This window comes from Bradyrhizobium sp. STM 3809 (assembly GCF_000239795.1).
In the GTDB taxonomy this organism is placed as follows: Bacteria; Pseudomonadota; Alphaproteobacteria; order Rhizobiales; family Xanthobacteraceae; genus Bradyrhizobium.
Genome location: NZ_CAFJ01000161.1, coordinates 1 through 25,430, shown reverse-complemented (window position 1 = coordinate 25,430; position 25,430 = coordinate 1). Strand labels below are relative to the sequence as shown.

The following is a 25,430-nucleotide window of genomic DNA, read 5'->3' as shown; positions in this document are numbered from 1 at the left end:
TTGCGCTACGCTGCCGAAGCGAGGCGCGATTCTCTCCTGCGTCATTCCGGGGCGTGCGCAGCACGAGCCCGGAATCCATCGGACGGCAACACGCGCGCTGAAATGGATTCCGGGCTCGCCGCGCTTCGCGCGCCGCCCCGGAATGACGGCAAGTTTGGAGATCCGCCGGAGAATCAAACAGGAATGGTCAAAACAAAAGGGCGCGCCACCGCGCGCCCTCCATCACGACCGAACCCATCCGCTCAGAACCGCTTGACCTCGATGTTGTACTTCTTCAGCGCGTAGCCGATCTGCCGCGGTGTCAGCCCGAGCAGTCGCGCCGCCTTGGCCTGGACCCAGCCGGAGCGCTCCATGGCCTGCACGATGCGGTCGCGCTCGGGGACGGCGCCGCCGTCCATTATCTCGGCGTACTCGCCCTCGTCCGCTTCGGCCGCGGGCAGATCGACCGGAGTTTCGATCGGCGCGGAGGTGCGCGGCAGGATCGGCAGCGGCACCATGGGCTGACCGCGCGGCGGTGGCGGGGTCACGGTGTTGCCCTTCCACAGGATCGCCGACATGCATTCGTTGCGGCTGCAGGCGAAGTCGTGCTGGCCGATCGCCGATCCCGCGGCCAGCGTCGCCGTCCGCTGCACGCAGTTCTCCAATTCGCGCACATTGCCGGGGAAGCCGCAATGCATCAGCACCTCGATGGCGCTGACGTCGAATGTGAGGTCGCGCTCGTTCTCGCAATTGAAGCGGCGCAGGAACTCGCGCGCCAGCTGCGGGATGTCGCTGCGCCTGTCGCGCAGCGGAGGCAGCTTGATCGGCACGACGCTGATCCGATAGTACAGGTCGGCGCGGAATTCGTTGCGCGCCACCGCCTCTTCCAGATTGCGATTGGTCGCGGTGACGATGCGCACGTCGACCTTGATGGTCTGGTTGCCGCCGACGCGCTCGAACTCCTGCTCCTGCAGCACGCGCAGCAGCTTGGCCTGGAACGCCGGCGAGATCTCGCCGATCTCGTCGAGGAACAAGGTGCCCTTGTCGGCCAGCTCGAAGCGCCCCTTGCGCGCGTTGATCGCGCCGGTGAAGGCGCCCTTCTCGTGGCCGAACAGCTCGGACTCCAGCACGGTCTCCGGAAGCGCCGCGCAGTTGATCTTGATGAAGGGCCGCTTGGCGCGGTTGGACAGTTCATGGATCGCCTTCGCCACCAGCTCCTTGCCGGTGCCGGATTCGCCGCGCAGCAGCACCGGCGCGTTCGACTTGGCAACGACGTTGATCTTCTCCAGCAGCGCGCGCAGCGCCGGGCTGTCGCCGACGATGCCGTCGACCAGCACCTTCTTGCCCTTGGCCGGCGCCGGCTTCAGCTCCATCAGCTCCTTCTGCAGCCGGTGGCTCTCCGCCATCAGCCGCTCGCGGTCGCGCGCGACGACGCGATGCAGCTTGATGGTCTGGCCGATCAGGTTGGCGACCATCGTCAGGAAGCGGACATCGGAGTCGAGCCGGAACACCGCGCGGCCGTCCCAGACACGATCGATGGTCAAGGTGCCGACGACACGCTGGTCGATCCGGATGGGCACACCGAGGAACGACACGCGGGTGTCGGCGGCGGCGCCCAGCGTCACCGCGTCGGCCGCGCTGAACGCGGGATGGTCGGCGACGTTCTCGGCGATGAGCGGCACGGCTGTCGCCACGATCTGGTCGATCGCCTTCTGCGGCAGGCGCTCGCGATAGCGCTGGTCGCTGCCTTCGCTCCATCCGGCGCCCACGGCGAGATCCGGAATGCCGTCATCGGCGAGCAGCGACACCACGCCGTGGCGCATCTGCATGAAGGACTGCAGCAGGTTGACGACATTGGCGAGGGTGATTTCCAGCCGCGTCGGAGCGGCGAGAATTTTCGAGATTTCGAAAATTCCGGTCAGCGCGATCTCGCTGAGCGGTATCGGGGCGGCATTGGACCTGACGTCCTGAGCTTCGACCTGACGTGTTTCCGTTTGGACCATTGGTCGCTTCTCTGATCGTCACGGACGTCTGTTGCAAGCCGCCCGTGATTGTAGGTGTTCTAACATCCTCCTCTAAGTGCAGATGATTGTCGTGCCTAACTTTGCTGCATTGCCGCAGAAGTAGTGTGCAGCAAAGAGAACAGAAAAGCTGCAGGCTTTCATGATCTTAACAAATTAGTTTGCACTCGGCGTAATGCGTGCATCGCACGCCCCGGTGAGCCGCGACGGCGGTATGCCTCTCGAATTCGTGTTGTCTTACCGACACCTAATCATCAGCGACGCGGCACCTGCTTGCGAGCAGCTCGCAAGCAGGAAAACTGAATATCAACTTTCCACTTCAGCCGTGGCACTCGACGCTCTCGGCTGCCAGCATCTGGTCCCGCTGTCGTCACATCGGCGTGTCACTGCGATCAACCTAGAGGTGCTGTCCTCCATTGATCTGGATCTCCTCGCCGGTGACGTAGCTCGCCGCGTCCGAGCACAGGAAGAACAGCACCTTCGCCACCTCCTCCGGCGCGCCGATCCGGCGCATCGGGATCAGCGGCGAGAATCGCGCCTCGGTCTCCGGCGACACCATCTCGGTCTTGATCTCCCCCGGCGCGATCGCATTGACGCGGATGCCATGCGGCGCGAAGTCGTGAGCCATCTCGCGGGTGAGGCAGGCCAGCGCCGCCTTGGACGTCGCATACGCCGTGCCGGCAAACGGATGCACGCGGCTGCCGACGATCGAGGTCACGTTGACCACGGCGCCCTGCCCGCGCTTCAACTCCTCGAACAGGCCACGCGCCAGCAGGATCGGTCCGAGGAAGTTGACGTGGAAGACCGTCATCCAGGTCTCGACCGAGGTCGCGAGCGAGTCGAGCCGACCGCCGTCTTCGGCCTTGGGCGAGATCGCGGCATTGTTGATCAGCGCATGCAGCGGCGCGCCGTCCAGCCGCTCCTTGATGTCGGCGATCGCGCGCGGGATCGCCTTGCGGTCGCTGAGGTCGACCTGGACGTGATTGTCCGGCCCCGCGTCCCAGGGGCAACGGCCGCCGTCGAACGGCTGGCGCGAGCAGGTGATGATGCGCCAGCCGGCATCGGAGAACAGCCGGGCCGTCGCATGGCCGATGCCGCGCGAGCCGCCGGTCAGGACCAGCGTCTTCTGCTCGGAACGGCTTGGCCGCTCCGCCGCTGCCATATCGCGATGAAACGGACACGACTCGAGTCCCGGCGCTTCGATGACGGGCTCGTGGACGTCCTGGTCGAGATCGAGGCTCACCTCATCCGTCCTGATCCTGCACCGCGCTGCCCTGAAACTGGCCGCGGTATTGTCATGCGGCGGTTGTGCAGATTCCGGGCCAGCGAAAATCACGCGCAGGCGCGCGGGTTCCTGTCGGGTTCGCGACAGTTTGGCGGGTTCAGGACACGCGCGGCGTCGACTTTGCGCCACTCCGATCCCGCCAGGTTCAGAACCCAACACGTTCAAACGACGATTGTTTTCGCCATCGCCGGCGCTGGTCCAACTCTTGCTGAACGGATGTCGTCAATCGAACTGGAAGTTGGCTTTCCACTCTCGCGACGGAGAGCCACGAGAACGCCAAACGTCGCATGGACCGGGACATGGGGACGACAGCAATGCGCTTCGCCGTGGTCCTCGGGACCAACGACGTCGCATCGGCGATCGCCGTGCATCTGCACCGCGCGGGCTTCTGCGTGGTGCTGTCGCACGACCCCAATCCGCCGGTCATGCGGCGCAAGATGGCGTTTCACGACGCGCTGTTCGGCGATCCCGTCCGCGTCGAGAACGTCCTTGGCGAGCGCATCGACAGCACCATGGACGTGTTCAAGGCGCTCGGCGATCCCGCTCACGTCCTGGTCACCCCGCTCGGGCTGCTCGACCTGCTGCCGATCCGCGCCATCGATGTCCTGATCGATGCGCGGATGCAGACCCGCGAGGTCACGCCCAACCTGCGCGGCATGACGCGCCTGTCGATCGGCATCGGTCCTGGCTTCTCGCCCTCGGCCAATTGCGACGTCGCCATCGAGACCAGGCCGGACCGGCTTGGGCAGATCGTCGTCGACGGCTGGACGCTGGCGAAGGACGATGTCGGCGAGCTCGGCGGCGTCGGCGCCGAGCGCCTGGTGCTCTCACCGCATGAGGGCCGCTGGCACACGCCGGTCGAGATCGGCACGCGCGTCTACAAAGGCTTCGTCGTCGGCCATCTCTCCGGCATCCCGGTCGCCGCGCCTTATGACGGCATCCTGCGCGGCATCGTCCGCGACGGCAGCGATGTGCCGGCCGGCGTCGCGCTGGCCGAGATCGATCCGCGTGGCCGGCACGCGCAATGGACCGGCATCGATGCGCAGGGCCAGACGCTCGCCCAGGCGACGCTCGCCGCCATCCGGCTGCACGCCGCCGAACGCATCGGGGCGAGCGCCGCCGGCTCCCGCTGATGACAGCGCTTTCGAACGATTCTGATTAGTCCACATTCCTCCCGCCCGCTTTGGCATCGGGCTTGGCATCGCCGTTGCTTATCGTTGGCAGGAGCGAGCAACAGCCATGATCATTTGTTCCTGCAACGTCATCAGCGACACGGCCATCCGCGACGTCGTCACGGCCGCCGACATGACCTTCGGTTCGCCTGCGCAAGTGTATGATTGCCTGGGCTGCTCGGTCCAATGTGGCCTCTGCTCGCGCTCGGTCAAGCGAATCCTGGATGAACGGCAGGGCGACACGGCCACAGCCGCGGTCTGGCCGGTGCAGGCCGAGCCGGCGCCGTGCCAGCTGATGTCGGTGGCGTGAGGCGCAACCGCACCGTTGTGTCGCATCGCGCGCTGTCGGATGTCGGACAAAGCCGACACGAGCCGCTGAGCAGGCGCACGTCGAATAAGACGTCCGCAGCGGGGCCTCGCCCTTCGAGACGCCCGCCTCCAGCGGGCTCCTCGGGTGAGGGGCGAGACCTTAGCATCGAAGGATGCTCTCCATCGTTGCGATCACGAGCGTTGTGCCGCTCCGGCTTCGGCACTCTGCCTTACGCGAATACGCCTCGGCTTGTTCATGATGCTGAGTGCAGCGCCGCCCTGGACTCTCGACCCTCATGGTGAGGAGGCGCGGAGCGCCGTCTCGAACCATGAGGCCCGAGACGACCCCGCGGGTCCTCAAATGAACGGCTTCCCACCCGTCACCGCCACCGTCGTTCCGGACGTGTAGCTCGACAGCGGGTCCGCCAGCATCACATAGGCCGTCGCCAGCTCCGCCGGCTGCCCGGCGCGCTGCATCGGCACCTGCCGGCCGAAGCTCTTCACCCGGTCCTCGGACATGGTCGAAGGAATCAGCGGCGTCCAGATCGGGCCCGGCGCCACGGCGTTGGCGCGAATGCCCTTTTCGGCCAGCATCTGGGCGAGGCCGCCGGTGAAGTTCTGGATCGCGCCCTTGGTGGTGGCGTAGGCAAGCAGGCTCGGATTGGGCATGTCGGAATTCACCGAGGCCGTGTTGACGATCGCGCTGCCCGGCTTCATGTGCGGCACGGCCGCCTTGGTCAGGTAGAACATCGCGTGGATGTTGGTGCGGAAGGTCATCTCCCATTCCTCGTCCGAGATATCGCCGATATCGCTGAAGGTGGCCTGATGTGCGGCGTTGTTGACGAGGATGTCGATGCCGCCGAGCTCGTCGACCGCGCGCTGGATGATGGCCCGGCAATGCGCGGGATGCTGGATGTTGCCCGCCATCAGCACCGCCTTGCGGCCCTCCCTCTCGATCAGCTCCTGCACCTCGCGAGCGTCATCATGCTCCTCGAGATAGGCGATCAGGATGTCGGCGCCCTCGCGCGCATAGGCGATCGCCACCGCGCGACCGATGCCGCTGTCGCCGCCGGTGATGACGGCCTTCTTGCCGGCGAGCCTGCCCGAGCCCTTGTAGCTGGCCTCGCCATGATCGGGCCTCGGCCGCATCTCGGCCGTCCTGCCCGGCATGGCCTGCTGCTGCGGCGGAAACGGCGGCGTGGGATGATCGGACATCGGTTCTGCTCCTGACGATTGCTGCGGTTTCAATCGCAGGACGCAGACGGCGTTCCTGAGAGCCGCCAGATCGCAGCAGCCGGTCTGCTGCAGGGAACGGCAGCACCCGCGCCTGCATTGCCCTGATGCGGAGGCTGAGAAAGGACGCTACCGATGGCCAAGGATCTTCCCATCAACGGACGCGAGCCCGCCCGCTCCGAGGACGACATCCAGCGCGATGAGCTCGGCCCACGCGGCGTCCCCGGCGCGAAGGACCCGGCCAAGATGACACCGCAGCGCGAGAAGAAGACGCCGGAGGATGTCGATCCCGGGCATACGGCGTGAAAAGCCCCCGATCGGCTCTGCTCGTGTATCAGGCTTTCAGCAGCAGGGGATCGAAGCCCGTGTCGCTGCCCCTCCCCCCGCCCTCTCCCCGTAAGAACGGGGAGAGGGAGCGCACCGCCGCTGACGTGACGGGCGTATCTCCAAATGCTCGTCGAGATCGCTCACGCGAAGGTACAGCAGTGTGCCCCGAGCGCGCGGGGAGAGGGTTTGGAGTGAGGGGCAGCGACACGGGCGGTCTCAATGAAGGACGACGCCACCTACGGACCAACGCCTCGCAGCCAGCTCAATGCGTCTTGCTCTCGCCCCACTTCTCCAGATCCTTCGCGGCCTCCGAGCGCTGCTCCTTTTCCGGCTTCTCGGCCCAGGGCTTGTCGGTCTGCTTCATCGATCCCCAGTCGCTCTCCTGACGCGGATCGTCCTTCGGCGTTTCCTTGCTCATCGCTGGTCCTTCCGTTTGCGCGCGCCGTTCAATCCGGCAACATCGTCGGTGGCGGCGCCGTCGCCTCGTCGTGCAGCTCCTGCATCTGGCGGATCTCCTGTTCGGCCTGGTACCAGAACTCGTCCTCGCGGCCGTCCGGGCGCCCGGCCTGCTCCCACAAGTGGTGAGCGCGCTCGCGAATTCTGTCCTGAAGTTCGACGGGGCTGTTCTCGTCCATGATGCTCCTCGCAGGCGGCCGCGGCGGTGGCGCGACCTGCGTGGCAATCATCAGGATCAGACGAAGTTCCAAGATGGCGCGCGCGTCGGGCGATGCGCCGCAGGCATGCGGGCATCGGCAAACAGTCGCAGCGCCCTGCCTTCGTCAGCTCAGATTGCCCGGCATGAAGCAGCGGATCGAGGTGCCGAGTGTGCCCTTGATCGGCCACACCATCGTGCGGCCGGCGCGGTTGGGCTCGGTGATGACGGCATCGTCGGGCACGACGATCCATTCGCCGTCGAGGCGCACGCGGTAGTGCGTGCCTTGCAGATCCCAATCGGGATCGGAGACGGCCAGACCGTCCGCGTCCGAGCAGCACGGGCCGCGGCCGCTCTTCAGGCTGTCGAACCAACCCTTCAGTGGCGAGTTGGCATAACGGCCGTCGTCACGCGCGACGGCATGGTTGAACGACAGCGCAGCCGCCAGGGCGGCGCCGCTCAGCGCAAGCAAGGCTCTCGTCATCTGATCACCGCAAAACACTGGCGCGTGGCGCGGACATGCGGCGCACGCGGATCGCAAGTTGCCCGTTGAAATGCGGCGTCGGATCGTTGGTTCCTACCAGCTTCCGCTCGCCCTCAGGCGGCGTCCGCCGGCAGCATGGCGTCCGCCGGCACCATCGCCTCGATCGTGACCCCCGTGCCGCTCGACGTCACCGTCAAGGTGCCACCGAGCGCCAGCAGGCGCTCGCGCATGCCGGTGAGGCCGAAGCCGAGCTTGTGCTCGGGCTTGAGGCCGTGGCCGTCGTCGCGCACGCACACCCGCGTGAAGCTGCGGCGATGTCCGGCCGTGCTCTGCTGCAGCGGCTCGATGCTGACATCGACGGAGGTGGCCTCGGCATGGCGGAACACGTTGGTCAGCGCCTCCTGGACGACGCGGTAGATCGTCAGCTCGGCGGTCTCGTTGCCCTGTGCGACGCCATCGGTGAAGCGGGTGGCGATCGCCACCTCTGGCCGCGATTCCCGCCACAGCCGCACCAGCGCGCCGATCGCCTCGCGCAGGCCGAGCTCGGCGAGGCCGACCGGGCGCAGCCGCTCCAGGATGCGGCGGTTGAACTGCTGCACGGCGTTGACCTGGTCGAGGATCGCCTGGCCGTGCCGGCGCATCGCGCCGACGTCGAGCGTCGCCGCGTCGGGCAGCCGCATCAAGGCGCTGGCATGGGCGCGCAGCGCGAACAGATGCGGCCCGAACTCGTCATGCAGCTCGCGCGCGATCTCCTTGCGCTCGAGATCCTGCAGGGACACGGTGCGCTCGGCCAGCCGCCGCTTCTCCTCCACCGCCTCGCCGAGCGCGCCGGCCAGATGGTTGAGCTTGGCACAGAGCGCGGCCAGCTCGGGGGCCCCGCCCGGCGTCACCCGCGCATCATAGGCGCCGGCCTCGATCCGGCTCATCGCGTCGGAGAGATCCGACAGCGGCGCCAGCGCGCGGCCGACCACCAGCGTGGTGATCCCGAACAGCGCGAGGCCGACCAGCGAGCCGACCACCAGCTGGGTGAGAATGCCGTCCCAGATCTCGGCGATCTCGTCGTCGGGATGCGAGGTGATCACCAGCGTCTCGGCGCGGCCCGCCACGATGACGGGCATGCTGACCGAGGTCTTGTCCGGATGCACGAGCGCGATGAACCAGGCCGGCGCTGCGCGACCGATAACGGGCGGCGACGGCGCCTGCACCGCCGTTCCCTGCACCGCCGTTCCCTGCCTCGCGACGCTGACGTGACGCAGCTGGCCGAGGTCGCTGACGATCCGGTTCAGGCGGGCGTCTGGATCCGGCGCGTCGTTGACCTCATCCATGATGGTTTCGATGAAGGCGCGGGTCAGGCGGATGACGCTCTGGTCCTCGGCGAGCACGCGCGGCGCCGCCTCGAGCACCAGACGGCCGATATTGAGCGCGAGCCCGAGCGTCAGCACCAATGCGAGCAGCACGTTGATGCGCCTGCGCAAGGACCAATTCTGCCACATTGTCTCCGCCCCGAAGCCAGCTTGTTTCACGCGCACTCACATTGACAGACAAATCCGCCAGCGATCTAATTGCAACATGTTGCAGCACCGCGCAGCGTGCATCCATGATGCATCGCAACAATGACGCGGGTTGAATGTCCGGGACCCCAAGGTGACCCCAAGGCCATGCGCGTACTGATCGTCGATGATCATCCCATTGTGGCATCGGGTTGCCGTGCCCTGCTCTCCACCGATCCGGACCTCGAACTGCTCGAGGCCGCCGACGCCGAGAGCGGCGAAGCGAGCTTCGTCGCGCGCCGTCCCGACGTCTGCGTCATCGACATCAACCTGCCGACCGTCTCCGGCTTCGAGCTGGCGCGCCGCATCCTCGCCCATGACGGCCATGCGCGGCTGATCATGTTCAGCATGAACGACGATCCGGTGTTCGCCGCGCGCGCCATCGACATCGGCGCCAAGGGCTATGTGTCGAAGAGCGGCGATCCGAACGATCTGGCCGAGGCGATCCGCGAGGTCTCCAGCGGCGGCAGCTATCTGCCGCCGGCGATCGCGCGCAGCATCGCGTTCGCGGGCGCGGCCGTGGCGCAGAGCCCGCTGGCCAAGCTGACCTCGCGCGAGCTCGAGATCCTGCGCCTGCTCAGCGCCGGCAAGAGCCTGTCGGAGATCGCCTGGCTGATCCACTCGTCCTACAAGACCGTCGCCAACACCTCCTCGATCATCCGCCAGAAGCTCGGCGTGCGCACCTCGGGCGAGCTGGTGCGTCTGGCGATCGAGAACGGCGTCGCTTGACTTCCATCGCGTGACCGACGCAGCTTGGCGCGCGTTGACGCCGCGCGCGCCGGCCATCCCACATCCTTGCCGCACAGGTGATCCCATGACGCTCACGACCGTGTCCCAGAACAAATCCCATGGCGGCGTCCAGGGCGTCTATCGCCACGCCAGCCAGGAGACCAAGACCGAGATGACCTTCTCGGTGTTCGTGCCGCCGCATGCCCCGGACGCCAAGCTGCCGGTGGTCTGGTATCTCTCCGGCCTGACCTGCACGCACGCCAATGTCACCGAGAAGGGCGAGTTCCGCGCCGCCTGCGCCGAGCTCGGCCTGATCTTCGTCGCGCCCGACACCTCGCCGCGCGGCGACGGCGTGCCCGGCGATCCCAACAACGCCTATGATTTCGGCCTCGGCGCCGGCTTCTATGTCGATGCCACCGAGGCGCCGTTCGCGACAAACTACCGGATGTGGAGCTACGTCACCGAGGAGCTGCCGCACGTGGTCGCGGCGAACTTCCCGGTCGATCCGCGACGGCAGTCGGTGATGGGCCATTCGATGGGCGGCCATGGCGCGCTGACGGTCGCGTTGCGCAACCCCGACCGCTACCGCGCGGCCAGCGCGTTCTCGCCGATCGTCGCCCCCTCGCAGGTGCCGTGGGGCGAGAAGGCGCTGTCAGGCTATCTCGGCAGCGACAAGACGGCGTGGCGCAAGCACGACGCGGTGGCGCTGATCGAGGACGGCGCCCGCGTCTCCGACCTGCTGGTCGATGTCGGCACTGCCGACCAGTTCCTGACGCAGCAATTGCGCCCCGAGCTGCTCAAGGCCGCCTGCGACAAGGCCAACATCCCGCTGCTGCTGCGCAAGCAGGACGGCTACGACCACAGCTACTACTTCATCTCGACCTACATGGCCGATCATCTGCGCTGGCACGCGGCCCGTCTCGGCCGCTGAGATCCGCCACGGCCTGATTTGGCCGTCGGGCGCGAGGCCGCGCCGGGCATGGCGCGCCCTCAGCTGTGCAGCCGATCGATTCGCGTGCGCGCCGAAGCCGATTTCCGCTGGCTCCACAACGGGATCACCCCTGTCCAGTCGACGCGCGACAAAGAATTGTCTTTCGTTTTTCCGAAAGATATGATTGTCTAGGCGCATCCCGCCTCGTCGAGAGGGCGTATCGCGGTCGTCACGAACGTGGAGTGCGGGATGCGGTGGACGCCGGCGGCGCGCAGCATGGCTCGTGAGAGCGTGCGGACGAACGCGCCACGGCGTACGGCCAAGTCGCGTGGTCCTGGCATCCCGAAGCTGATGCCCCCGCGGCGGCGTGTGAGACACATGCCGTCGCGCACGGTGACCAGAACGCCCGGCGCACCGGGGAGAACGCGAAGCAACCGTGAAAACCATCCGCGCAGGGAGGGCCGGGATGTCCCAGCCGAACCTGTGGTAACTGCCGCCTGCATTCTTGTCTGCAGGCGGGCCATGGGGGCGGCAGGCTCCCGGCCTTCCCTGCGCCTCTCTGCTGTTCGAGGCGCGATCGATCCGCAAAGCTCGGGCGTCGTTCGCCGCGAGAACGTGAGATCATGTCCGGCCAAGGGACGCGCAGCAGCCGGGCCTCATGGTTCGAGACGCGCCGCCATTGAGCCCGATGCCGTGGTGGAGTGAGGTGCACGGCGCTCCTCACCATGAGGATCAGGCACCGCGCACGGCGCTGCATTCGCAGGCGAGGTCGTATTCGTTGAGACCATGGCGAGTTCGATGGACCAAGGCAAAGCCTTCGCCCCTCACCCTGAGGAGCCCGCCGCAGGCGGGCGTCTCGAAGGGCGAGGCCCCCGGCCCGGTCGGCGGCGCCCTCGCTGTGCTTTCGTGCCGGAGATATCTACTGCGCCTGCGGCGCGCCGTAGTTCGGGGCCAGCATGCGGTTGCGGATCAGCCAGGCCATGGTGCGGGTCCAGGACTCCTCGGTGTTGCCGCGCATGTCGGCGGTCATGGCCGCGACCGGCTTGCCGGTGTGCGCGTCGCGCAGATAGATGTTCATGTTGAGGATGAGGTTGGAGACCTTCTGCACCGTGCCGGTGATGGCGAGATCGGCGCCGATGTCGGACGCCAGCTTGACGTCGCAGCCGCCGCAGGCCTGCAGATTGCTGTGGTGCGCCGCATCGTTAACCGGGGCGATATCGAGCACGCGAAATTTGCCGGACTCCTGCAGCGCCGACCGCAGCTGCTCGGCCGCATGCGCCAGCCGCTGCTGCTCGTCCTGCCGCGGCCCCTGCACCTCGCCCTGCAGGCTGGTGTCGATCAGCTCGAAGTCGAACACAGCGACCTTCGGCGGCTCGGCGTAGGCAGACGTCGCGGACATCAGGACCAGCGATACGAGGAGGACAGCCAGTTTCAAGGTCGTGATCCGAATGACGCCACAGCGGCGAAAAGTGGGGTTGAAAGCTAGGCCAATTCGGTCATCTTGCAAGACGAAACCTCGCCAAAAAAGGACGGGGGAACAATGGGAGGACATGTGGTCCTGGGAGTTCTGACCCGATCCCTGATCGGTGCGATCGGCCTCATTGCCGCCGCAAATGCTGCGCGCGCGGCGGATCCGGTCGATATTGCGATCGGCTATCTCGGCCGCGCCAGCGTCCCGCAGACCCTGTCGCCGCTCGACCAGCCGGCGGCCGACGACGGCGTCGCCGGCGCCAACCTCGCGATCGAGGACAACAACACCACCGGCAAGTTCCTCAACCAGCGTTTCACGCTGATCGACCGCGGCGTCAAGGACGACGAGGATGCGGCACAGGCGGCCAACGAGCTCGCCGGCAAGACCGGCTTCATCCTCGCCGACCTGCCGGCGGATGCGCTGCTGAAGGTTGCCGACGGCCTGCGCGGCCGCGGCATCACCCTGCTCAATATCGGCGCCACCGACGACCGGCTGCGCGAGCAGGATTGCCGCGCCAATGTCATCCATGTCGCGCCGACGCGCTCGATGCTGGCCGATGGACTGGCGCAGTATTTGGTCTGGAAGCAGTGGAAGCGCTGGCTGCTGGTCACCGGCTCGCACGACAATGACAAGCTCTTCGCCGACGCGCTGCGCCGTGCTGCCACCCGCTTCGGCGCCAAGATCGTCGAGGAGCGCACCTTCGAGGACACCGGCGGCGCAAGGCGCACCGATAGCGGCGTCACCCTGATCCAGCGTCAGATGCCGGTGTTCACGCAGAAGGCGCCGGCCTATGACGTGCTGGTCGCCGCCGACGAGAGCGAGGTGTTCGCCGACTATTTGCCCTACCGCACCTGGGATCCCCGCCCCGTCGCCGGCTCCGCGGGGCTGAGGCCGACGAGCTGGGACCCGGCGCAGGATCAATGGGGCGCGACCCAGTTGCAGAACCGCTTCATGAAGCTCGCCTCGCGCCGCATGGATGCACTGGACATGCAGGCCTGGATGGCCGTGCGCATGGTCGGCGAGGCGGCGTCGCGCACCAACTCCGGCGACGCGAAGACGTTGACGGACTATTTGAAGGGGCCGAACTTCACGATCGCCGCCTTCAAGGGCACGCGGCTGTCGCTGCGCGACTGGAATCTGCAGCTGCGCCAGCCGATCCTGCTCGCCGACGGCCGCATGATCGTCTCGGTTTCCCCGCAGGAGGGCTTCCTCCATCAGGTCTCCGAGCTCGACACCCTCGGCGTCGACCGCCCCGAAACCAAGTGCAAGCTGCAATGATGTCGGATGTGATGATGCGGATGAAGCAGCTTTACGGCCCAGCGTCTCCCCTCACCCTGAGGAGCCCGCCAAAGGCGGGCGTCTCGAAGGGCGAGGCCTCGCGGGGGCCTCATGGTTCGAGACGCGCCTGCGGCGCTCCTCACCATGAGGGTCATCACCGGGCTGTCCTCCCCATGGAGAGTTTTCGATATCGCTCCGCATTCAGCCCTCGTCCTGAGGAGCCCGCCGGAGGCGGGCGTCTCGAAGGACGGCCACGACCTCGCAAGTACCTCAGCGTCGCCGCGTCGCTCCTTGCCGCGGCCCTCTCGCTGACCACCATCTCCCCCGCGTCCGCCTACGTCGCGTTCGTCTCCAACGAAAAGGGCAACACCGTCTCCGTCATCGACACCGACACCTGGACCGTGACGAAAACCATCAAGGTCGGCCAGCGGCCGCGCGGCATCGCGTTTACGCGGGACGGCAAGTTCGTGATGGTGGCGGTCGGCGACGACGATACGATCCAGCTGATCGACGCGAAGAAGATGGAGATCGTCGACACCCTGCCCTCCGGTCCCGATCCCGAGCTGTTCACGCAGGACGCCCAGGGCAAGACGCTCTACGTCGCCAACGAGAACGACAACACCGTCACGGTGCTCGACCTCGAGAAGCGCGTCCGCATCGGCGACGTCCAGGTCGGCGTCGAGCCCGAGGGGATGATGCTCAGCCCGGACGGCAAGATCCTGATCTGCACCTCCGAGACCACCAACATGGCGCATTTCATCGACACGGCCACGCGCAAGATCGTGGCCAACGTGCTGGTCGATGCGCGGCCGCGCTATGCCGAGTTCAAGACCGACGGCTCGGAGCTGTGGGTCTCCGCCGAGATCGGCGGCACCGTATCGATCATCGATCCGGCCAAGCGCGAGGTCACCGGCAAGATCAAGTTCGCCGTGCCCGGCCTGCGCAGCGAGGCGATCCAGCCCGTCGGCATTGCCCTGACCAAGGACGGCAAGACCGGCTTCGTCGCGCTCGGCCCGGCCACCCGCGTCGCCATCGTCGACGGCACCACCCACGAGGTGAAAAAGTATCTCCTGGTCGGCCAGCGCGTCTGGCACATGGAGTTCACGCCGGACGAGAAATATCTGCTCGTGACCAACGGCGTCTCCAACGACGTTTCGGTGATCGACGTCGCCGCGCAGAAGGTGATCAAGACCATCCAGGTCGGCGAGCTGCCCTGGGGCATCACGATTGCACAGCCATGAGCACGCAGAACGCACCCGCTCTCGATCAAGGCGCGGCACCGCAGCCCGCAGCCGGCCAGGTGCCGGCGCTCTCGGTTGCCGGCGTCAGCCATTCCTACGGCGCCCGCAAGGCGCTCAACGACGTCAGCTTCGCCGTGCGGCCAGCGAGCTTCACCGCCCTGCTCGGCCTCAACGGCGCCGGCAAGAGCACGCTGTTCTCGCTGATCACCCGCCTGTTCGCGGTTCAATCGGGCAAGATCGACATTTTCGGCCATGACATCGGCCGCACGCCGGGCGAGGCGCTCAGGCTGCTCGGCGTCGTCTTCCAGCCGCGCACGGTCGATCTCGATCTGTCGCTGCGGCAGAACCTGCTCTATCACGCCGCGCTGCACGGCATCTCGCGCCGCGAGGCCCGCGCCCGCAGCGAGGAGCTGCTGGCGCGCATTGGGCTGGCCGACCGCGCCGGCAACAAGGTGCGCGACCTCTCCGGCGGACAGATGCGCCGGCTGGAGATCGCCCGCGCCCTGCTGCACCGGCCGCGCCTCTTGCTGCTGGACGAGGCCACCGTCGGCCTCGACGTCAAGGCGCGCGCCGACATCGTCGGCCATGTCCGCCAGCTCGTCAGCGAGCAGGGCATCGGCGTGCTCTGGGCGACCCATCTGTTCGACGAGATCGCCGCGACCGACGACCTCGTGGTGCTGCATCAGGGCCGCGTGCTGGCGCGCGGGCCGGTGCCGCAGGTGATCGCCGAGGCCGGCGCCTCCGACGTCAACGCCGCATTCGCGCGGCTGACCACCCAGGCGAGCCCGGCCAGTGCAGGTCCGGCGCGGAGTGCCGACACATGACCGTGACGACCGTCCACACCCCCGCCCCGGCCCGCAGCGGCTTTTCGGCCGGCGAGTACATCACCTGCCTGATCGGCATCGTCTGGCGCGAGGGCCTGCGCTTCCTGCATCAGCGCGAGCGCTTCGTCTCGGCGCTGGTGCGACCGCTGGTGTGGCTGTTCATCTTCGCCGCCGGCTTCCGCCAGGTGCTGGGCATCTCGATCATCCCGCCCTACGAGACCTACATCCTCTACGAGGTCTATATCGCACCCGGCCTGATGGCGATGATCCAGCTGTTCAACGGCATGCAGTCGTCGCTGTCGATGGTCTACGACCGCGAGATGGGCAACATGCGCACCCTGCTGGTGAGCCCGCTGCCGCGCGGCTATCTCCTGTTCTGCAAGCTGCTCGCCGGCACCGCCGTCTCGGTGCTGCAGGTCTATGCGTTCCTGGTCATCGCCTGGTTCTGGGACATCACGCCGCCGCCGATGGGCTATCTCACGGTGCTGCCGGCGCTGATCCTGTCCGGCCTGATGCTCGGCGCCTTGGGCATGCTGATCTCCTCCGGCATCAAGCAGCTGGAGAATTTCGCCGGCGTCATGAACTTCGTGATCTTCCCGATGTTCTTCGCCTCCTCGGCGCTTTATCCGCTCTGGCGCGTCGAGGAAGGCAGCCCATGGTTGGCCTATCTGTGCGAAGCCAACCCCTTCACCCACGCAGTCGAGCTCATTCGCTTTGCGCTCTACGGCAAGCTGAACTGGGTGTCGCTGGCGGTGGTCGGCGGCTGCACCGCCGTGTTCATGATCGGCGCGATCCTGGCCTACGATCCGTCGCGGGGATTTGTCAGGCGCGGTCCTGGAGGCGAGGCATGAAGTCGAGATCGGTCCTGCTGGGCATCGCTCTGGCCGCATCGGCTGCCGCGGCAAACGCCGCCGATCCGCGTTATCCCGACTGGCCCTGCCCGCAGGCGAAGGTGCCGGAAATCTCGATCGCCGCCGTCTGGGCGGGACCGCCGATCGACGATGTCGGCGCGAGCTGGAAGGACGATGCGAAGATTTCGGAGCTCGTGGCCAAGCTCGCAGCGCGCCGCATTCCGCTGGAGCAGGCGCAGAAGGACGTCGCCGATTTCCTCACCGGCACGGCCGAGGAGAAGACGCGCAAGGGCAAGCTGCTGTTCGCCGGCCTGTTCGACACGCTCAACGCCCAGCGCAGCTCGGTGATGAACGGCCTCGAACGGGTCATGCGCAAGCAGCGCGATGCCGTCGAGAAGGTGCGCGGCGATACCATCAAGCTGCAGGAGATGCAGAGCGGCGACACGCGCGACGAGGCCAAGATCGGCGAGCTGAGCAATCAGTTGAACTGGGAGACCCGCATCTTCGAGGACCGCCGCCGCGTGATGAAGTTCGTCTGCGAGGTCCCGACCGCCATCGACCAGCGCCTGTTCGCCCTCGCCCGAGAGATCCAGCAGGACATGGAGTAGCTCCGCGGATGCCGCTCGCCAGACCAGGTCCCCATGTCGAGCGAGCGCACCGCCGCCTCCACGGCGTCATGGCCGGGCTTGACCCGGCCATCCACGTCTTTCCACGCGGTGACACGTGGATGCGCGGGTCAAGCCCGCGCATGACGAGCACGACAATACGCAGCCGCGCTCGTGAGTACGAGCGACAACGCTCACTCCTCCGGCCGCGGCTCGGGCTGGGTCTGCTGCAGCGGCAGGTCGGCGCGGGCCCAGCCGTCGGTGCCGTCGGGATACCAGGCGACGTTGCGGTAGCCGTAGGTCAGCGCGCGCTTCGCGGCGTTCCACGACATCCAGCAGTCTTCGAGGCAGTAGAACACGAGCTGACGGCCCAGGTCGCCGCCCGACGCCTGCGCCAGGCCGCGCTTCAGATAGTCCTCGGTGGCGGCAGCCAGCACGCCGTAGCCGGTGTCGGGCAGCCAGATGCTGCCCGGAATATCCAGACGCGGCTGCTCGCGCCACACCGTGCCGGCCGGCAGGTTCTTCGGCTTCGGCGGCCGCGGCAGGACGTCGATGAAGGCGGCGGACTTGTCGCGCCAGATCGCCTCGGTCTCCCGCGTCGACAGCACGCGAGCGCCTCTCAGCGTCGTCGGCACGGGCGCGCGGTAGGTCTCCGTCCGGTAGCTGTCCGGCTCCGGCACGAGATCATCGGCCCGCACCGCCACGGCGATCAGCAGCAGGCCTGCCAATGCCGCAGCGGTGAGCCGGCCGATCATGGCTTCGTCGCAGCCTCGGCGGTGATCAGATGATTGCTCTCGTCCAGCAGCGGCACGCCGAAATCGAGCAGGATCTTGTTGATCTCGCTTTGGTTCTCCTGGATCAGCTTGTTGAGCTGCCGCCGCCAGTTCTGGTCCGCCCCGCGCACGCCCATGGCGATGCGATAGATCAGCTTCGGTCCCGAGGTCTCTTTCACCAGCGGCGTCACATGCAATTGCGGGCTCGCCTGCTTGGCGTAGTAGCCGGCCATCGGACCCCACAGCACGCCGGCATCGATCTCGCCCGACTTCAGGTCGTTGATCATCGCCTCGGCCGACGAGTCCACGCGGGTGTCGATCATCAGCGGATAGGGCTTGGCTGTGGTCATCAGCCCGGCCAACGCCATGTTGGTGGCCGGCGGCGTGCCGGCCACGATGCCGATATGCTTGCCCTTGAGCTTGGCGTCCTCCAGCGTGGTGACGTCGGCGAGATCGGAGTCGGGCTTGGTGACGATCGCGTAGGCCGTCCGGTAGTAGGGACTGGTGCTCTGCACCAGATCGTCGCCTTGCGGGAATCCCATGATGACGTCGCAGCGATGCGAGCCGAGCGTCATGCGCACGAAGCCGGTGGCCTGCGGAAAGAACGTGTAGTCGACCTTCTTCTGCAGCTTGGCGGCCAGGAAATCCGCGAGCTTGTTCTCGAAGCCCTCGCCCTTCTCATTGGAGAACGGAAGATTGCGTGGATCGGCGCAGACGCGCAGCACCTTCGGATCGACCAGCTCGATCGACAGATCCAGGCCGTCATTGCTTTGCGCGTAGGAGGTGGCGGGTCCGAGCAGAGTGAGGCCCGCGGCGACGGCCAGCGAGCCGACAAGAGTCCAACGCTTCGTCATTCTCATTTCCATCCCTATCGAGCGCATCGAGGTCTTTTGGAAAATGCTAGGCCGCCGGCCTCGCGCGCGCAACAGCTGCCGTCATCGCGAAGAGGTGACCGGATGCTGCGCCGCAGCGTCGTCGATGAGATCCACACGTCCCACGCGAGCAAGGCGAACCGATGGTCAGCCGGTTGATCATCCTCATCATGGTCTGGGCGCTCACGCTTGGCGGAGTGGTGCATGCCGCGCCGGAAACGCTCGAGGTCAGCGAGATCGCGCCCGGCGTGTTCGTTTACATCGGGCAAACCGCGCTGATGACCGCCGGCAATGACGGCGCCATCGCCAATGTCGGCTTCATCATCGGCGACGATGCGGTTGCGGTCGTCGACACCGGCGGCAGCGTCCGCGAAGGCCGTGCGCTGCTCGCGGCGATCCGAGCCCGCACCGACAAGCCGATCCGCTACGTCATCAACACCCATGCTCATCCCGATCATGTGTTCGGCAACGCCGCGTTCCAGGCCGACGGAACCAGCTTCGTCGGCGCCAAGAACCTGCCCCGGGCGCTGGCCGTGCGCGGACCGCATTACATCGAGGCATTCCGGCGGCTGATGGGCCCGGAGCTGATCGACGAAGTCCGCCTGATCGCGCCGTCGATCCTGGTCGAGGACCGGATGTCGCTCGACCTCGGCGGCCGTTCGCTCACGCTGAAGGCCTGGAGCACGGCACATAGCGACTGCGACCTGACCGTATCCGACGATCGCAGCCGAACCTTGTTTGCCGGCGATCTCGTCTTCCTGCGTCACATCCCCGTGATGGACGGCAGCTTGCGCGGCTGGATCGGCGACCTCGGCGGTCTCGCTGCGATCGGGGCCGATCGCGTGGTCCCGGGCCACGGGCCGGTCAGCCCATGGCCGCTGGCGCTGAGCGACGAGCGCCGCTACCTCGATACGCTCGCTCATGACATCAGCGGGCTGATCAAGGCGGGCAAGCCGATCTCGGAAGCGGCGGGAGCGGCCCAATCTGAACGTGGTAAATGGGAGCTGTTCGACGACTACAATGCGCGCAACGCCACGGCAGCCTTCTCCGAATTGGAATGGGAATGAGGGTGGGGACGCGCTATGATCGCCAGCAAACCAGAACGCGTTTGGAGGACTGCGCCATGACCCGGCTCCGCCTGCCGTCCACATTGCTTCTCGGCGTCTGCCTCGCGCTTGCATTCGCACCTGCGAAGGCCGCTGACGGCTATGATCCGTGGCCGGGACTGGTGCAGGACATCTTCCAGAACAAGCCGATGCAGGATGGCGGCAATGTGCTGTCGATCGAGATGCCGGCGCGCGCCGAGGATGCATCGGTGGTGCCGGTCACCTTGCGCAGCAAGCTCTCGCCCGCGGACGAGCGCCGCATCAAGACGATCACGCTGGTGATCGACCAGAACCCGGCGCCGATGGCCGCCAAGTTCACGCTCGGTGCCGACGCCAACGTGACGGCGATCTCGACGCGCGTCCGCGTCAACAACTACACCGACGTGCATGCGGTGGCCGAGTTGACCGACGGCCAGCTTTACGTGGTCAAGACCTTCGTGAAGGCGTCCGGCGGCTGCTCGGCGCCGGCGGCGAAGAATCCGGACGAGGCCAAGGCTCGCATCGGCCAGATGCGCTATCGGCAATTCACGCAAGGAGGCGATGGCGCCAGCAGCGGCATCCGCGAGGCGCAGGTGATGGTCGGGCATCCCAACAATTCCGGGCTGCAGATGGACCAGGTGACACAGCTCTACATCCCCGCCTTCTTCGTCGACCAGCTGACGCTGTCCCAGGACGGCAGCCTGGTGCTGTCGGTCGAAGGCGGCATCTCAATCTCGGAGGATCCCAATATCCGCTTCACCTACGTGTCGAACGGCGCCAAGCATTTCCGCGCCGAGGCGCGGGATACGCAGGGCCACGTGTTCGAGCACGAATGGCCGGCCGAGGGTTCAGGCACCTGATGACGAGACCGGGCCGCGAGGCGTCAGAAGCATCTCACCTCGGCTTCGGCCTGGGCGCGGCGCAGATCGTTGAGTGCGTTGGCGGCCTGCTCGGAGGTGCGGAACTGGGTGCCGAGGTTGCTCTTCACCTGCGACATGCTGAGCACGGTCTCGGCCGTGACGTAACGTTCGTAGGGAATGATCGAGGCGATCACGTCGATCGAGCAGGAGCACTGCGTGATCGACTCGCGCGACTCGCCATTGGCCTTCATGCAGCCGAATACGTATTCGGCCCGCGCCGAGGTCGGATAGTCGTTGAGGTCCTCGGCCCGGCCCGGCCCGGCCAGCGCGGTCACGGCAAAGAAGGTGGCGACAATCGGTCCTACCGGAACAGCGCAACGCATGACAGTCCTCCGCAGCATCGCCATCCAGGCTATGCTAAGGGACTGAGGCTGAAAAGAACACATTTCGAGGAAACGCAGACGCGCCCATGACCCAGCTCGGTCGTTTGTTCATTGCTGTCATCGCATGCGCGCTGCTGCCGCTCTCGACGTCGCGCGCCGCCGAGACGGTCAAGGTTGCGGTGCAGAAGACCGGCACCTTCGCCTGGGAATTGGCCGTCGTCCGCGCCCATCAACTCGACAAGCAGGCCGACATCGCGATCGACGCCGTCGAGCTCGCGAGCCCCGAGGCCGGCAAGATCGCGCTGCGCGCAGGGAATGCCGACATCATGGTGTCGGACTGGCTGTGGGTGTCGCGCGAGCGCGCGCTCGGCGCCAGGCTGACCTTCTCTCCCTATTCCAGCGCGCTCGGCGCCGTGATGGTGCCGGCGAGCTCGCCGCTCAAGACGCTCGCCGATCTCAAGGGACGCAAGCTCGCGGTGGCCGGCGGCCCGCTCGACAAGAGCTGGCTGCTGCTGCAGGCCGCGCTCAAGCGCGACGGCGTCGAGCTGAAGTCGCAGGCGACCATCACCTATGGCGCGCCGCCGCTGCTCGCCGCCAAGCTGGCCGATGGCGAGATGGATGCGGGCCTGAACTACTGGAATTTCTGCGCGGCGCTGGAGGCCAAGGGTTTTCGCCGGCTCGCCGGCATCGAGGACATCCTGCCCGCCTTCGGCGCCAAGGGCCGCACCGCGATGATCGGCTACGTGTTCGACGAGGACTGGGCCGCCAAGCATCGCGATCTCGTCGCACGCTTCCTGTCGGTCACGGCCAAGGCGAAGGAGATCCTGGCCACGTCGGATGCCGAGTGGCAGACGATCGCGCCGCTGACCGGCGCGCCGGACGAGGCGACGTTGCGCGCCTATCGCGACCGCTATCGCGAGGGCATTCCGCGCCGCTCGGCGGCCGAAGAGGAGGCCGACGCGCGCATCCTCTACGGCGTGCTCGCCTCGATCGGCGGACGCGACCTGGTCGGCCCCGCCGCCGAGCTCAGCCCCGGCACCTATTACAGGGCGGATGCGAGGGACTAGTGCTGCGGCTGTTGTCCTTCGCGCTTCTGCTGGCGACCTGGTGGGTGGCCGCGACCATCGCCGGCAGCGCCAAGCTGCCGCCGCCGTCGGCCGTGCTGGCGGTGGCGATTGCGGAAGCCAAGTCCGGCGCGCTGTTTCTGCATCTCGGCGCCACGCTCGCCCGCGTCGCGTTGGCCTTCACGCTGTCGATGGCGATCGGATCGGCGCTCGGCTTCTGGATGGGCCGCAGCCGCATCGCCAACCGGCTCGGCGATCCCTGGCTGATCCTGCTCCTCAACCTGCCGGCGCTGGTGGTGATCGTGCTGGCCTATATCTGGGCCGGCCTCACCGAGGTCGCCGCTATCGCCGCGATCGCGATCAACAAGCTGCCGACCGCCGTCGTCACCTTGCGCGAGGGCGCGCGCGCGCTCGATCCGTCGCTCGACGAAATGGCCCAGGTGTTCGCCTTCCCGCGCGGCCGCATCCTCCGCCACGTCCTGCTGCCGCAGCTCGCGCCCTATATCGCGGCCGCCGCGCGCTCCGGCCTGTCGCTGGTGTGGAAGATCGTGCTGGTCGCCGAGCTGCTCGGACGGCCCAACGGCATCGGCTTCGAGATCGGCGTCGCCTTCCAGCTGTTCGACATCCCGCTGCTGCTCGCCTATTCCCTCAGCTTCGCCGCCGTCGTGCTGGTGATCGAAGCTCTCCTCGTGCAGCCGTTCGAGCAGCGCGCATCCAGGTGGCGGCTCCGTGCGGCTTGAGGTCGATATCCAATCGAAGAGCTACACCAGCGCCAACGGCAAGCGCCAGCAGGTGATTTCGGGCATTGCGTTCACCCTCGAACGCGGCGAGCTCGGCGTCGTCGTGGGTCCTTCCGGCTGCGGCAAGAGCACGATGATGCGAATCCTCGCCGGCCTGGATGCCGACTACGACGGGCGCGTCTCCCAGCCGGCCGGTGCGCGGCTGGCGATGGTGTTCCAGGAGCCGCGATTGCTGCCCTGGCGCTCGGTGGAGGACAATGTCCGACTGGCGGCGCCTGAGGTCACTGAGGAGCGGCTGACCGCGATCTTCGGCGTGCTCGAGCTCGAGGGGCACCGCAACCACTTTCCCGGCGAGCTGTCGCTCGGCCTCGCCCGCCGCGTCGCGCTAGCGCGGGCGTTCGCGGTCGAGCCGGATTTCCTGATTCTGGACGAGCCGCTGGCCTCGCTCGACGACGCCCTCGCCGCCAAGCTGCGCGAGGAGATCGCGACGCTCGTGGCGTCGCGGCCGATGATCACGCTGCTGGTCACGCACAGCATGGACGATGCGGTGCGGCTCGGCGACCGCATCTTCCTGCTGTCGTCACGCCCGGCCCGCCTGCTGCACGCCGTGCCGATCAGCGTGCCGCGCGCGCAGCGCAGCGACGCGACCGTAGCCGCGCTCAAGGCCGATCTGGCGCGGCGGGATTTTTCCATGTCATAGTCAGGAGAAAGGACACCAGAACCCAGGGAAACGCCATGAGATCCGTACGCGCCGTGACCGCGATCATCCTGTCAATCGTGCCGATCGCCGCGTTGGCGCAGGGCAAGGGCATCCGGCTGTGGAATCTAACCAGCGCGACCATGACCGGCTTCCAGCTGTCGCCCGCCGGCCAGAACAGCTGGGGTCCGAATCAGACGCTGAACGACAAGGACAAGGAGCTCGATCACGACGAGCGGCTGAAGCTCAACGGCGTCGAGCCGGGGCGCTATGATGCCAAGGTGAGCTACGCCGGCGATCGGCAGTGCATCGTCCGCGACCTCGATATCAAGGCCGACGCGGTGATCTCGGTGGCCGACAAGGATCTCAAGGACTGCACGAAGTAGACATCGAGCAGTCTGGGCCGACGGCTTCAGGCCTTGTCGTTGCTGTGCGGATACTCGCAGCGCCAGCGGACCGCGGTCCATTTCGGGTGCTCGCCGATCCATTGCGCGATGTAGGGCGGCGCCTTCATCGCGCATTGCTGCAGCGAGGCGCCGCCGTCGGCGAATACGAGATGCTGCTCCTCGCAGGTGGTGGGGGACAGCACCGCACAGACAGTAATGACGAGATCGATGGGGCTCATGGCTCGGTATCCTCGGCGAAGCCTGAAGCATATTATCTCAAACTACGACGTCCGGCTGCATCGGTTTCTGCCTGCACGACTTTTTCTGCGGTGGAACCCCGGCAGCGGGCGACCAGCAATGAGCTGGCGCGGTCCGGGCGCTTGATCCGGGCCGACAGATCGGCTGCAATGCGTACCGGTCGATCGACCTCAAAAAGACCAATGCGGAGGAAGCAGATGCCGAAGGTTCTCGTTCTCTATAAAACCCCCAAGAGCGCCGAGGCGTTCGACAAGCACTATATGAACGTCCACGTGCCGCTGGCGAAGAAGATCCCGGGCCTGAAATCCTATGACATCAGCCGCGGACCGGTGAATGGACCGGCGGGCCCGACCAACATTCATCTCGTTGCGACGCTGGTGTTCGATTCGATGCAGGCCCTGCAGGCCGGCATGGGCTCGGCGGAGGGCAAGGCGGCGGCGGGAGATCTGCCGAACTTCGCAGACGGCGGCGTCGACCTCTACATCTTCGACACCCAGAATGTCTGATACCTGGGTGTCTGACGCCAGGATCTCTGACCGACACCGCGCGATCCAGGCGCCGGCCTGACGACAATGGATCTGCCAAGTCTTCGGCGAACGGATCGTTCGCGAGACTTGGCAGATCGCTCCGGCTTACTTGCGGGCGGCGCAAGCGTACATGTTGATTTCCATGCCCACCGGCACTTCGACGATCTTCGGTGTCTTCCAGGCCATCTCAAGCTCCCAAGTTCTGACTATCATTGACTGGCGCGTCACGCGCGCCGACATCGAAGCTAGGGCCACGCCCGATCGAACGCAAGCCACGTCGGCTCCAGAGCGATTGTCCGAAGCCAACGTTCCGCCTCAATCATGACAGGCTTTGCGAGCCGCCGCTCACGCCCCGCCCGGCTGAACGTAGCAGAACACATAGCGGTTGCGGCTCAGGAAGATAACGCCGTGGCCGGTCGGATTTCCCTTGTCCCACTTCAGCTTATGATCAGGAACTTCGATCTCCGTCCCGACATCGATGTGCGGCCGCCCGCGCGGCTCGTCCGGGCGATCGTCGGTGATGGTCGCATAGGTCTTGCCGTCGCGGACATGGACCTCGTCGGCAAAATAGGCATCGGCCTCGCCGCAGCACGACGCGGTCGGCACGTCGGGCTGCATCAGCGCCTCGTACCATTGGCGCAACGCCGGATCGACCGCTCCCCATTGACCCAGATCACGCGCATTCGCACTCACCCAAAGGCAACACAGCATGCCGAGCCAAAGGATGGTTCGTCTCATCCGCCTACTCCTCAATGTTAGCCCGGCATGCTGCACTGAAGCAATCTTCATGCCGCATAGCAGCAAAAATCAGGTGCGATTGTGCCACTCCGATTGTTTCGACCT

Annotated in this window: 31 protein-coding genes; 17 read left to right on the top strand and 14 right to left on the bottom strand. The window is 66.6% G+C overall.

The genetic code is table 11. The annotated features are described in order from the left end of the window. Positions 1-242: 242 nt before the first annotated feature. Entirely contained in the window at positions 243-1,982 is a 1,740-nt protein-coding gene (gene nifA, locus BRAS3809_RS08450) for a nif-specific transcriptional activator NifA (RefSeq protein WP_008961668.1), read from the bottom strand. Positions 1,983-2,397: 415 nt separating this feature from the next. Further along, on the bottom strand, positions 2,398-3,243 hold the full coding sequence (locus tag BRAS3809_RS08445) for an SDR family NAD(P)-dependent oxidoreductase (RefSeq protein ID WP_008961667.1): 846 nt from the start codon (positions 3,241-3,243) through the stop codon (positions 2,398-2,400). A gap of 356 nt (positions 3,244-3,599) precedes the next feature. Between BRAS3809_RS08445 and BRAS3809_RS08440 the strand changes: the two genes are divergently transcribed. Beyond that, the gene (locus BRAS3809_RS08440; protein ID WP_008961666.1) at positions 3,600-4,418 is read left to right on the top strand and encodes a xanthine dehydrogenase; all 819 of its coding nucleotides are present in this window, start codon (positions 3,600-3,602) and stop codon (positions 4,416-4,418) included. Between the two features lie 106 nt (positions 4,419-4,524). Further along, positions 4,525-4,767, top strand: coding sequence for a (2Fe-2S)-binding protein (locus BRAS3809_RS08435; protein WP_008961665.1), 243 nt, complete (start codon positions 4,525-4,527; stop codon positions 4,765-4,767). 356 nt (positions 4,768-5,123) lie between these two features. Here BRAS3809_RS08435 and BRAS3809_RS08430 read toward each other — a convergent pair whose 3' ends face one another. Continuing rightward, positions 5,124-5,981 carry an SDR family oxidoreductase gene (locus tag BRAS3809_RS08430; RefSeq protein ID WP_008961664.1) on the bottom strand — a complete coding sequence of 286 codons (858 nt, stop codon included), beginning with the start codon at positions 5,979-5,981 and terminating at the stop codon, positions 5,124-5,126. 153 nt (positions 5,982-6,134) lie between these two features. Between BRAS3809_RS08430 and BRAS3809_RS36525 the strand changes: the two genes are divergently transcribed. Next, positions 6,135-6,305 (top strand): hypothetical protein, encoded by a 171-nt coding sequence (locus BRAS3809_RS36525; protein ID WP_008961663.1) that lies wholly within the window; start codon positions 6,135-6,137, stop codon positions 6,303-6,305. A gap of 283 nt (positions 6,306-6,588) precedes the next feature. On the opposite strand, the gene BRAS3809_RS36520 is transcribed toward BRAS3809_RS36525, so the two are convergent. The 4 genes from BRAS3809_RS36520 to BRAS3809_RS08415 all read right to left on the bottom strand — a co-directional run bounded on the left by BRAS3809_RS36520 (position 6,589) and on the right by BRAS3809_RS08415 (position 8,955). Further along, positions 6,589-6,744: a hypothetical protein gene (locus BRAS3809_RS36520; protein WP_008961662.1), complete on the bottom strand. Its 156-nt coding sequence runs from the start codon at positions 6,742-6,744 to the stop codon at positions 6,589-6,591. A gap of 28 nt (positions 6,745-6,772) precedes the next feature. Continuing rightward, a complete protein-coding gene (locus BRAS3809_RS08425) occupies positions 6,773-6,961 on the bottom strand; it encodes a DUF2934 domain-containing protein (protein ID WP_008961661.1) in 189 nt (62 codons plus the stop codon). A gap of 144 nt (positions 6,962-7,105) precedes the next feature. Beyond that, positions 7,106-7,462: a hypothetical protein gene (locus BRAS3809_RS08420; protein ID WP_008961660.1), complete on the bottom strand. Its 357-nt coding sequence runs from the start codon at positions 7,460-7,462 to the stop codon at positions 7,106-7,108. Between the two features lie 113 nt (positions 7,463-7,575). Further along, entirely contained in the window at positions 7,576-8,955 is a 1,380-nt protein-coding gene (locus BRAS3809_RS08415; RefSeq protein WP_008961659.1) for a histidine kinase, read from the bottom strand. A 165-nt stretch (positions 8,956-9,120) separates the two neighbouring features. Here BRAS3809_RS08415 and BRAS3809_RS08410 point away from each other — a divergent pair, with 165 nt between their 5' ends. Both BRAS3809_RS08410 and fghA read left to right on the top strand, forming a co-directional pair. After that, on the top strand, positions 9,121-9,741 hold the full coding sequence (locus BRAS3809_RS08410) for a response regulator transcription factor (RefSeq protein WP_008961658.1): 621 nt from the start codon (positions 9,121-9,123) through the stop codon (positions 9,739-9,741). 85 nt (positions 9,742-9,826) lie between these two features. After that, positions 9,827-10,672, top strand: a complete 846-nt coding sequence (gene fghA, locus BRAS3809_RS08405; protein ID WP_008961657.1) for an S-formylglutathione hydrolase — start codon at positions 9,827-9,829, stop codon at positions 10,670-10,672. A gap of 919 nt (positions 10,673-11,591) precedes the next feature. Here fghA and BRAS3809_RS08395 read toward each other — a convergent pair. Beyond that, complete coding sequence (locus tag BRAS3809_RS08395; RefSeq protein WP_035655770.1) at positions 11,592-12,071, bottom strand: DUF3280 domain-containing protein; 480 nt, start codon at positions 12,069-12,071, stop codon at positions 11,592-11,594. A gap of 141 nt (positions 12,072-12,212) precedes the next feature. Here BRAS3809_RS08395 and BRAS3809_RS08390 point away from each other — a divergent pair, with 141 nt between their 5' ends. From BRAS3809_RS08390 to BRAS3809_RS08370, 5 genes are all read left to right on the top strand, one after another. Then, the gene (locus BRAS3809_RS08390; protein WP_008961655.1) at positions 12,213-13,421 is read left to right on the top strand and encodes a lanthanide ABC transporter ABC transporter substrate-binding protein PedA1; all 1,209 of its coding nucleotides are present in this window, start codon (positions 12,213-12,215) and stop codon (positions 13,419-13,421) included. Positions 13,422-13,594: 173 nt separating this feature from the next. After that, positions 13,595-14,662: a YVTN family beta-propeller repeat protein gene (locus tag BRAS3809_RS08385; protein WP_008961653.1), complete on the top strand. Its 1,068-nt coding sequence runs from the start codon at positions 13,595-13,597 to the stop codon at positions 14,660-14,662. Then, complete coding sequence (locus BRAS3809_RS08380) at positions 14,659-15,486, top strand: lanthanide ABC transporter ATP-binding protein PedB/LutE (RefSeq protein ID WP_085963465.1); 828 nt, start codon at positions 14,659-14,661, stop codon at positions 15,484-15,486. Before BRAS3809_RS08385 ends, BRAS3809_RS08380 begins: the two co-directional genes overlap by 4 nt. Then, complete coding sequence (locus tag BRAS3809_RS08375; RefSeq protein ID WP_008961651.1) at positions 15,483-16,337, top strand: lanthanide ABC transporter permease protein PedC; 855 nt, start codon at positions 15,483-15,485, stop codon at positions 16,335-16,337. Before BRAS3809_RS08380 ends, BRAS3809_RS08375 begins: the two co-directional genes overlap by 4 nt. Continuing rightward, complete coding sequence (locus tag BRAS3809_RS08370) at positions 16,334-16,945, top strand: hypothetical protein (RefSeq protein WP_008961650.1); 612 nt, start codon at positions 16,334-16,336, stop codon at positions 16,943-16,945. Before BRAS3809_RS08375 ends, BRAS3809_RS08370 begins: the two co-directional genes overlap by 4 nt. Positions 16,946-17,136: 191 nt before the next feature. Here BRAS3809_RS08370 and BRAS3809_RS08365 read toward each other — a convergent pair whose 3' ends face one another. Continuing rightward, complete coding sequence (locus tag BRAS3809_RS08365) at positions 17,137-17,697, bottom strand: PQQ-dependent catabolism-associated CXXCW motif protein (RefSeq protein WP_008961649.1); 561 nt, start codon at positions 17,695-17,697, stop codon at positions 17,137-17,139. After that, positions 17,694-18,569 (bottom strand): substrate-binding domain-containing protein, encoded by an 876-nt coding sequence (locus BRAS3809_RS08360; protein WP_008961648.1) that lies wholly within the window; start codon positions 18,567-18,569, stop codon positions 17,694-17,696. Before BRAS3809_RS08360 ends, BRAS3809_RS08365 begins: the two co-directional genes overlap by 4 nt. 161 nt (positions 18,570-18,730) lie before the next feature. On the opposite strand from BRAS3809_RS08360, the gene BRAS3809_RS08355 reads away from it, so the two are divergent. Together BRAS3809_RS08355 and BRAS3809_RS08350 are read left to right on the top strand one after the other, a co-directional pair. Continuing rightward, complete coding sequence (locus BRAS3809_RS08355) at positions 18,731-19,654, top strand: quinoprotein relay system zinc metallohydrolase 2 (protein ID WP_008961647.1); 924 nt, start codon at positions 18,731-18,733, stop codon at positions 19,652-19,654. 56 nt (positions 19,655-19,710) lie between these two features. Next, entirely contained in the window at positions 19,711-20,532 is an 822-nt protein-coding gene (locus BRAS3809_RS08350) for a quinoprotein dehydrogenase-associated SoxYZ-like carrier (protein WP_008961646.1), read from the top strand. 23 nt (positions 20,533-20,555) lie between these two features. On the opposite strand, the gene BRAS3809_RS08345 is transcribed toward BRAS3809_RS08350, so the two are convergent. Then, the gene (locus tag BRAS3809_RS08345; protein ID WP_008961645.1) at positions 20,556-20,915 is read right to left on the bottom strand and encodes a hypothetical protein; all 360 of its coding nucleotides are present in this window, start codon (positions 20,913-20,915) and stop codon (positions 20,556-20,558) included. An 86-nt stretch (positions 20,916-21,001) separates the two neighbouring features. On the opposite strand from BRAS3809_RS08345, the gene BRAS3809_RS08340 reads away from it, so the two are divergent. The 4 genes from BRAS3809_RS08340 to BRAS3809_RS08325 are packed head-to-tail and all read left to right on the top strand — an operon-like array spanning position 21,002 to position 23,802. Continuing rightward, a complete protein-coding gene (locus BRAS3809_RS08340) occupies positions 21,002-21,982 on the top strand; it encodes an ABC transporter substrate-binding protein (RefSeq protein ID WP_008961644.1) in 981 nt (326 codons plus the stop codon). Beyond that, positions 21,982-22,719: an ABC transporter permease gene (locus tag BRAS3809_RS08335; protein ID WP_008961643.1), complete on the top strand. Its 738-nt coding sequence runs from the start codon at positions 21,982-21,984 to the stop codon at positions 22,717-22,719. The genes BRAS3809_RS08340 and BRAS3809_RS08335 overlap by 1 nt, the downstream gene beginning before the upstream one ends. Then, a complete protein-coding gene (locus BRAS3809_RS08330) occupies positions 22,709-23,419 on the top strand; it encodes an ABC transporter ATP-binding protein (protein WP_008961642.1) in 711 nt (236 codons plus the stop codon). The genes BRAS3809_RS08335 and BRAS3809_RS08330 overlap by 11 nt, the downstream gene beginning before the upstream one ends. Before the next feature lie 35 nt (positions 23,420-23,454). Continuing rightward, entirely contained in the window at positions 23,455-23,802 is a 348-nt protein-coding gene (locus BRAS3809_RS08325) for a hypothetical protein (RefSeq protein WP_008961641.1), read from the top strand. A gap of 26 nt (positions 23,803-23,828) precedes the next feature. Here BRAS3809_RS08325 and BRAS3809_RS08320 read toward each other — a convergent pair whose 3' ends face one another. Continuing rightward, on the bottom strand, positions 23,829-24,041 hold the full coding sequence (locus tag BRAS3809_RS08320) for a hypothetical protein (protein ID WP_006609620.1): 213 nt from the start codon (positions 24,039-24,041) through the stop codon (positions 23,829-23,831). A gap of 216 nt (positions 24,042-24,257) precedes the next feature. Between BRAS3809_RS08320 and BRAS3809_RS08315 the strand changes: the two genes are divergently transcribed. After that, positions 24,258-24,566 (top strand): EthD family reductase, encoded by a 309-nt coding sequence (locus BRAS3809_RS08315; protein ID WP_008961640.1) that lies wholly within the window; start codon positions 24,258-24,260, stop codon positions 24,564-24,566. A gap of 126 nt (positions 24,567-24,692) precedes the next feature. Here BRAS3809_RS08315 and pqqA read toward each other — a convergent pair whose 3' ends face one another. Further along, entirely contained in the window at positions 24,693-24,773 is an 81-nt protein-coding gene (gene pqqA / locus BRAS3809_RS08310; RefSeq protein ID WP_009031067.1) for a pyrroloquinoline quinone precursor peptide PqqA, read from the bottom strand. A 159-nt stretch (positions 24,774-24,932) separates the two neighbouring features. Further along, positions 24,933-25,325 (bottom strand): hypothetical protein, encoded by a 393-nt coding sequence (locus BRAS3809_RS08305; RefSeq protein ID WP_240535625.1) that lies wholly within the window; start codon positions 25,323-25,325, stop codon positions 24,933-24,935. Between the last annotated feature and the right edge of the window lie 105 nt (positions 25,326-25,430).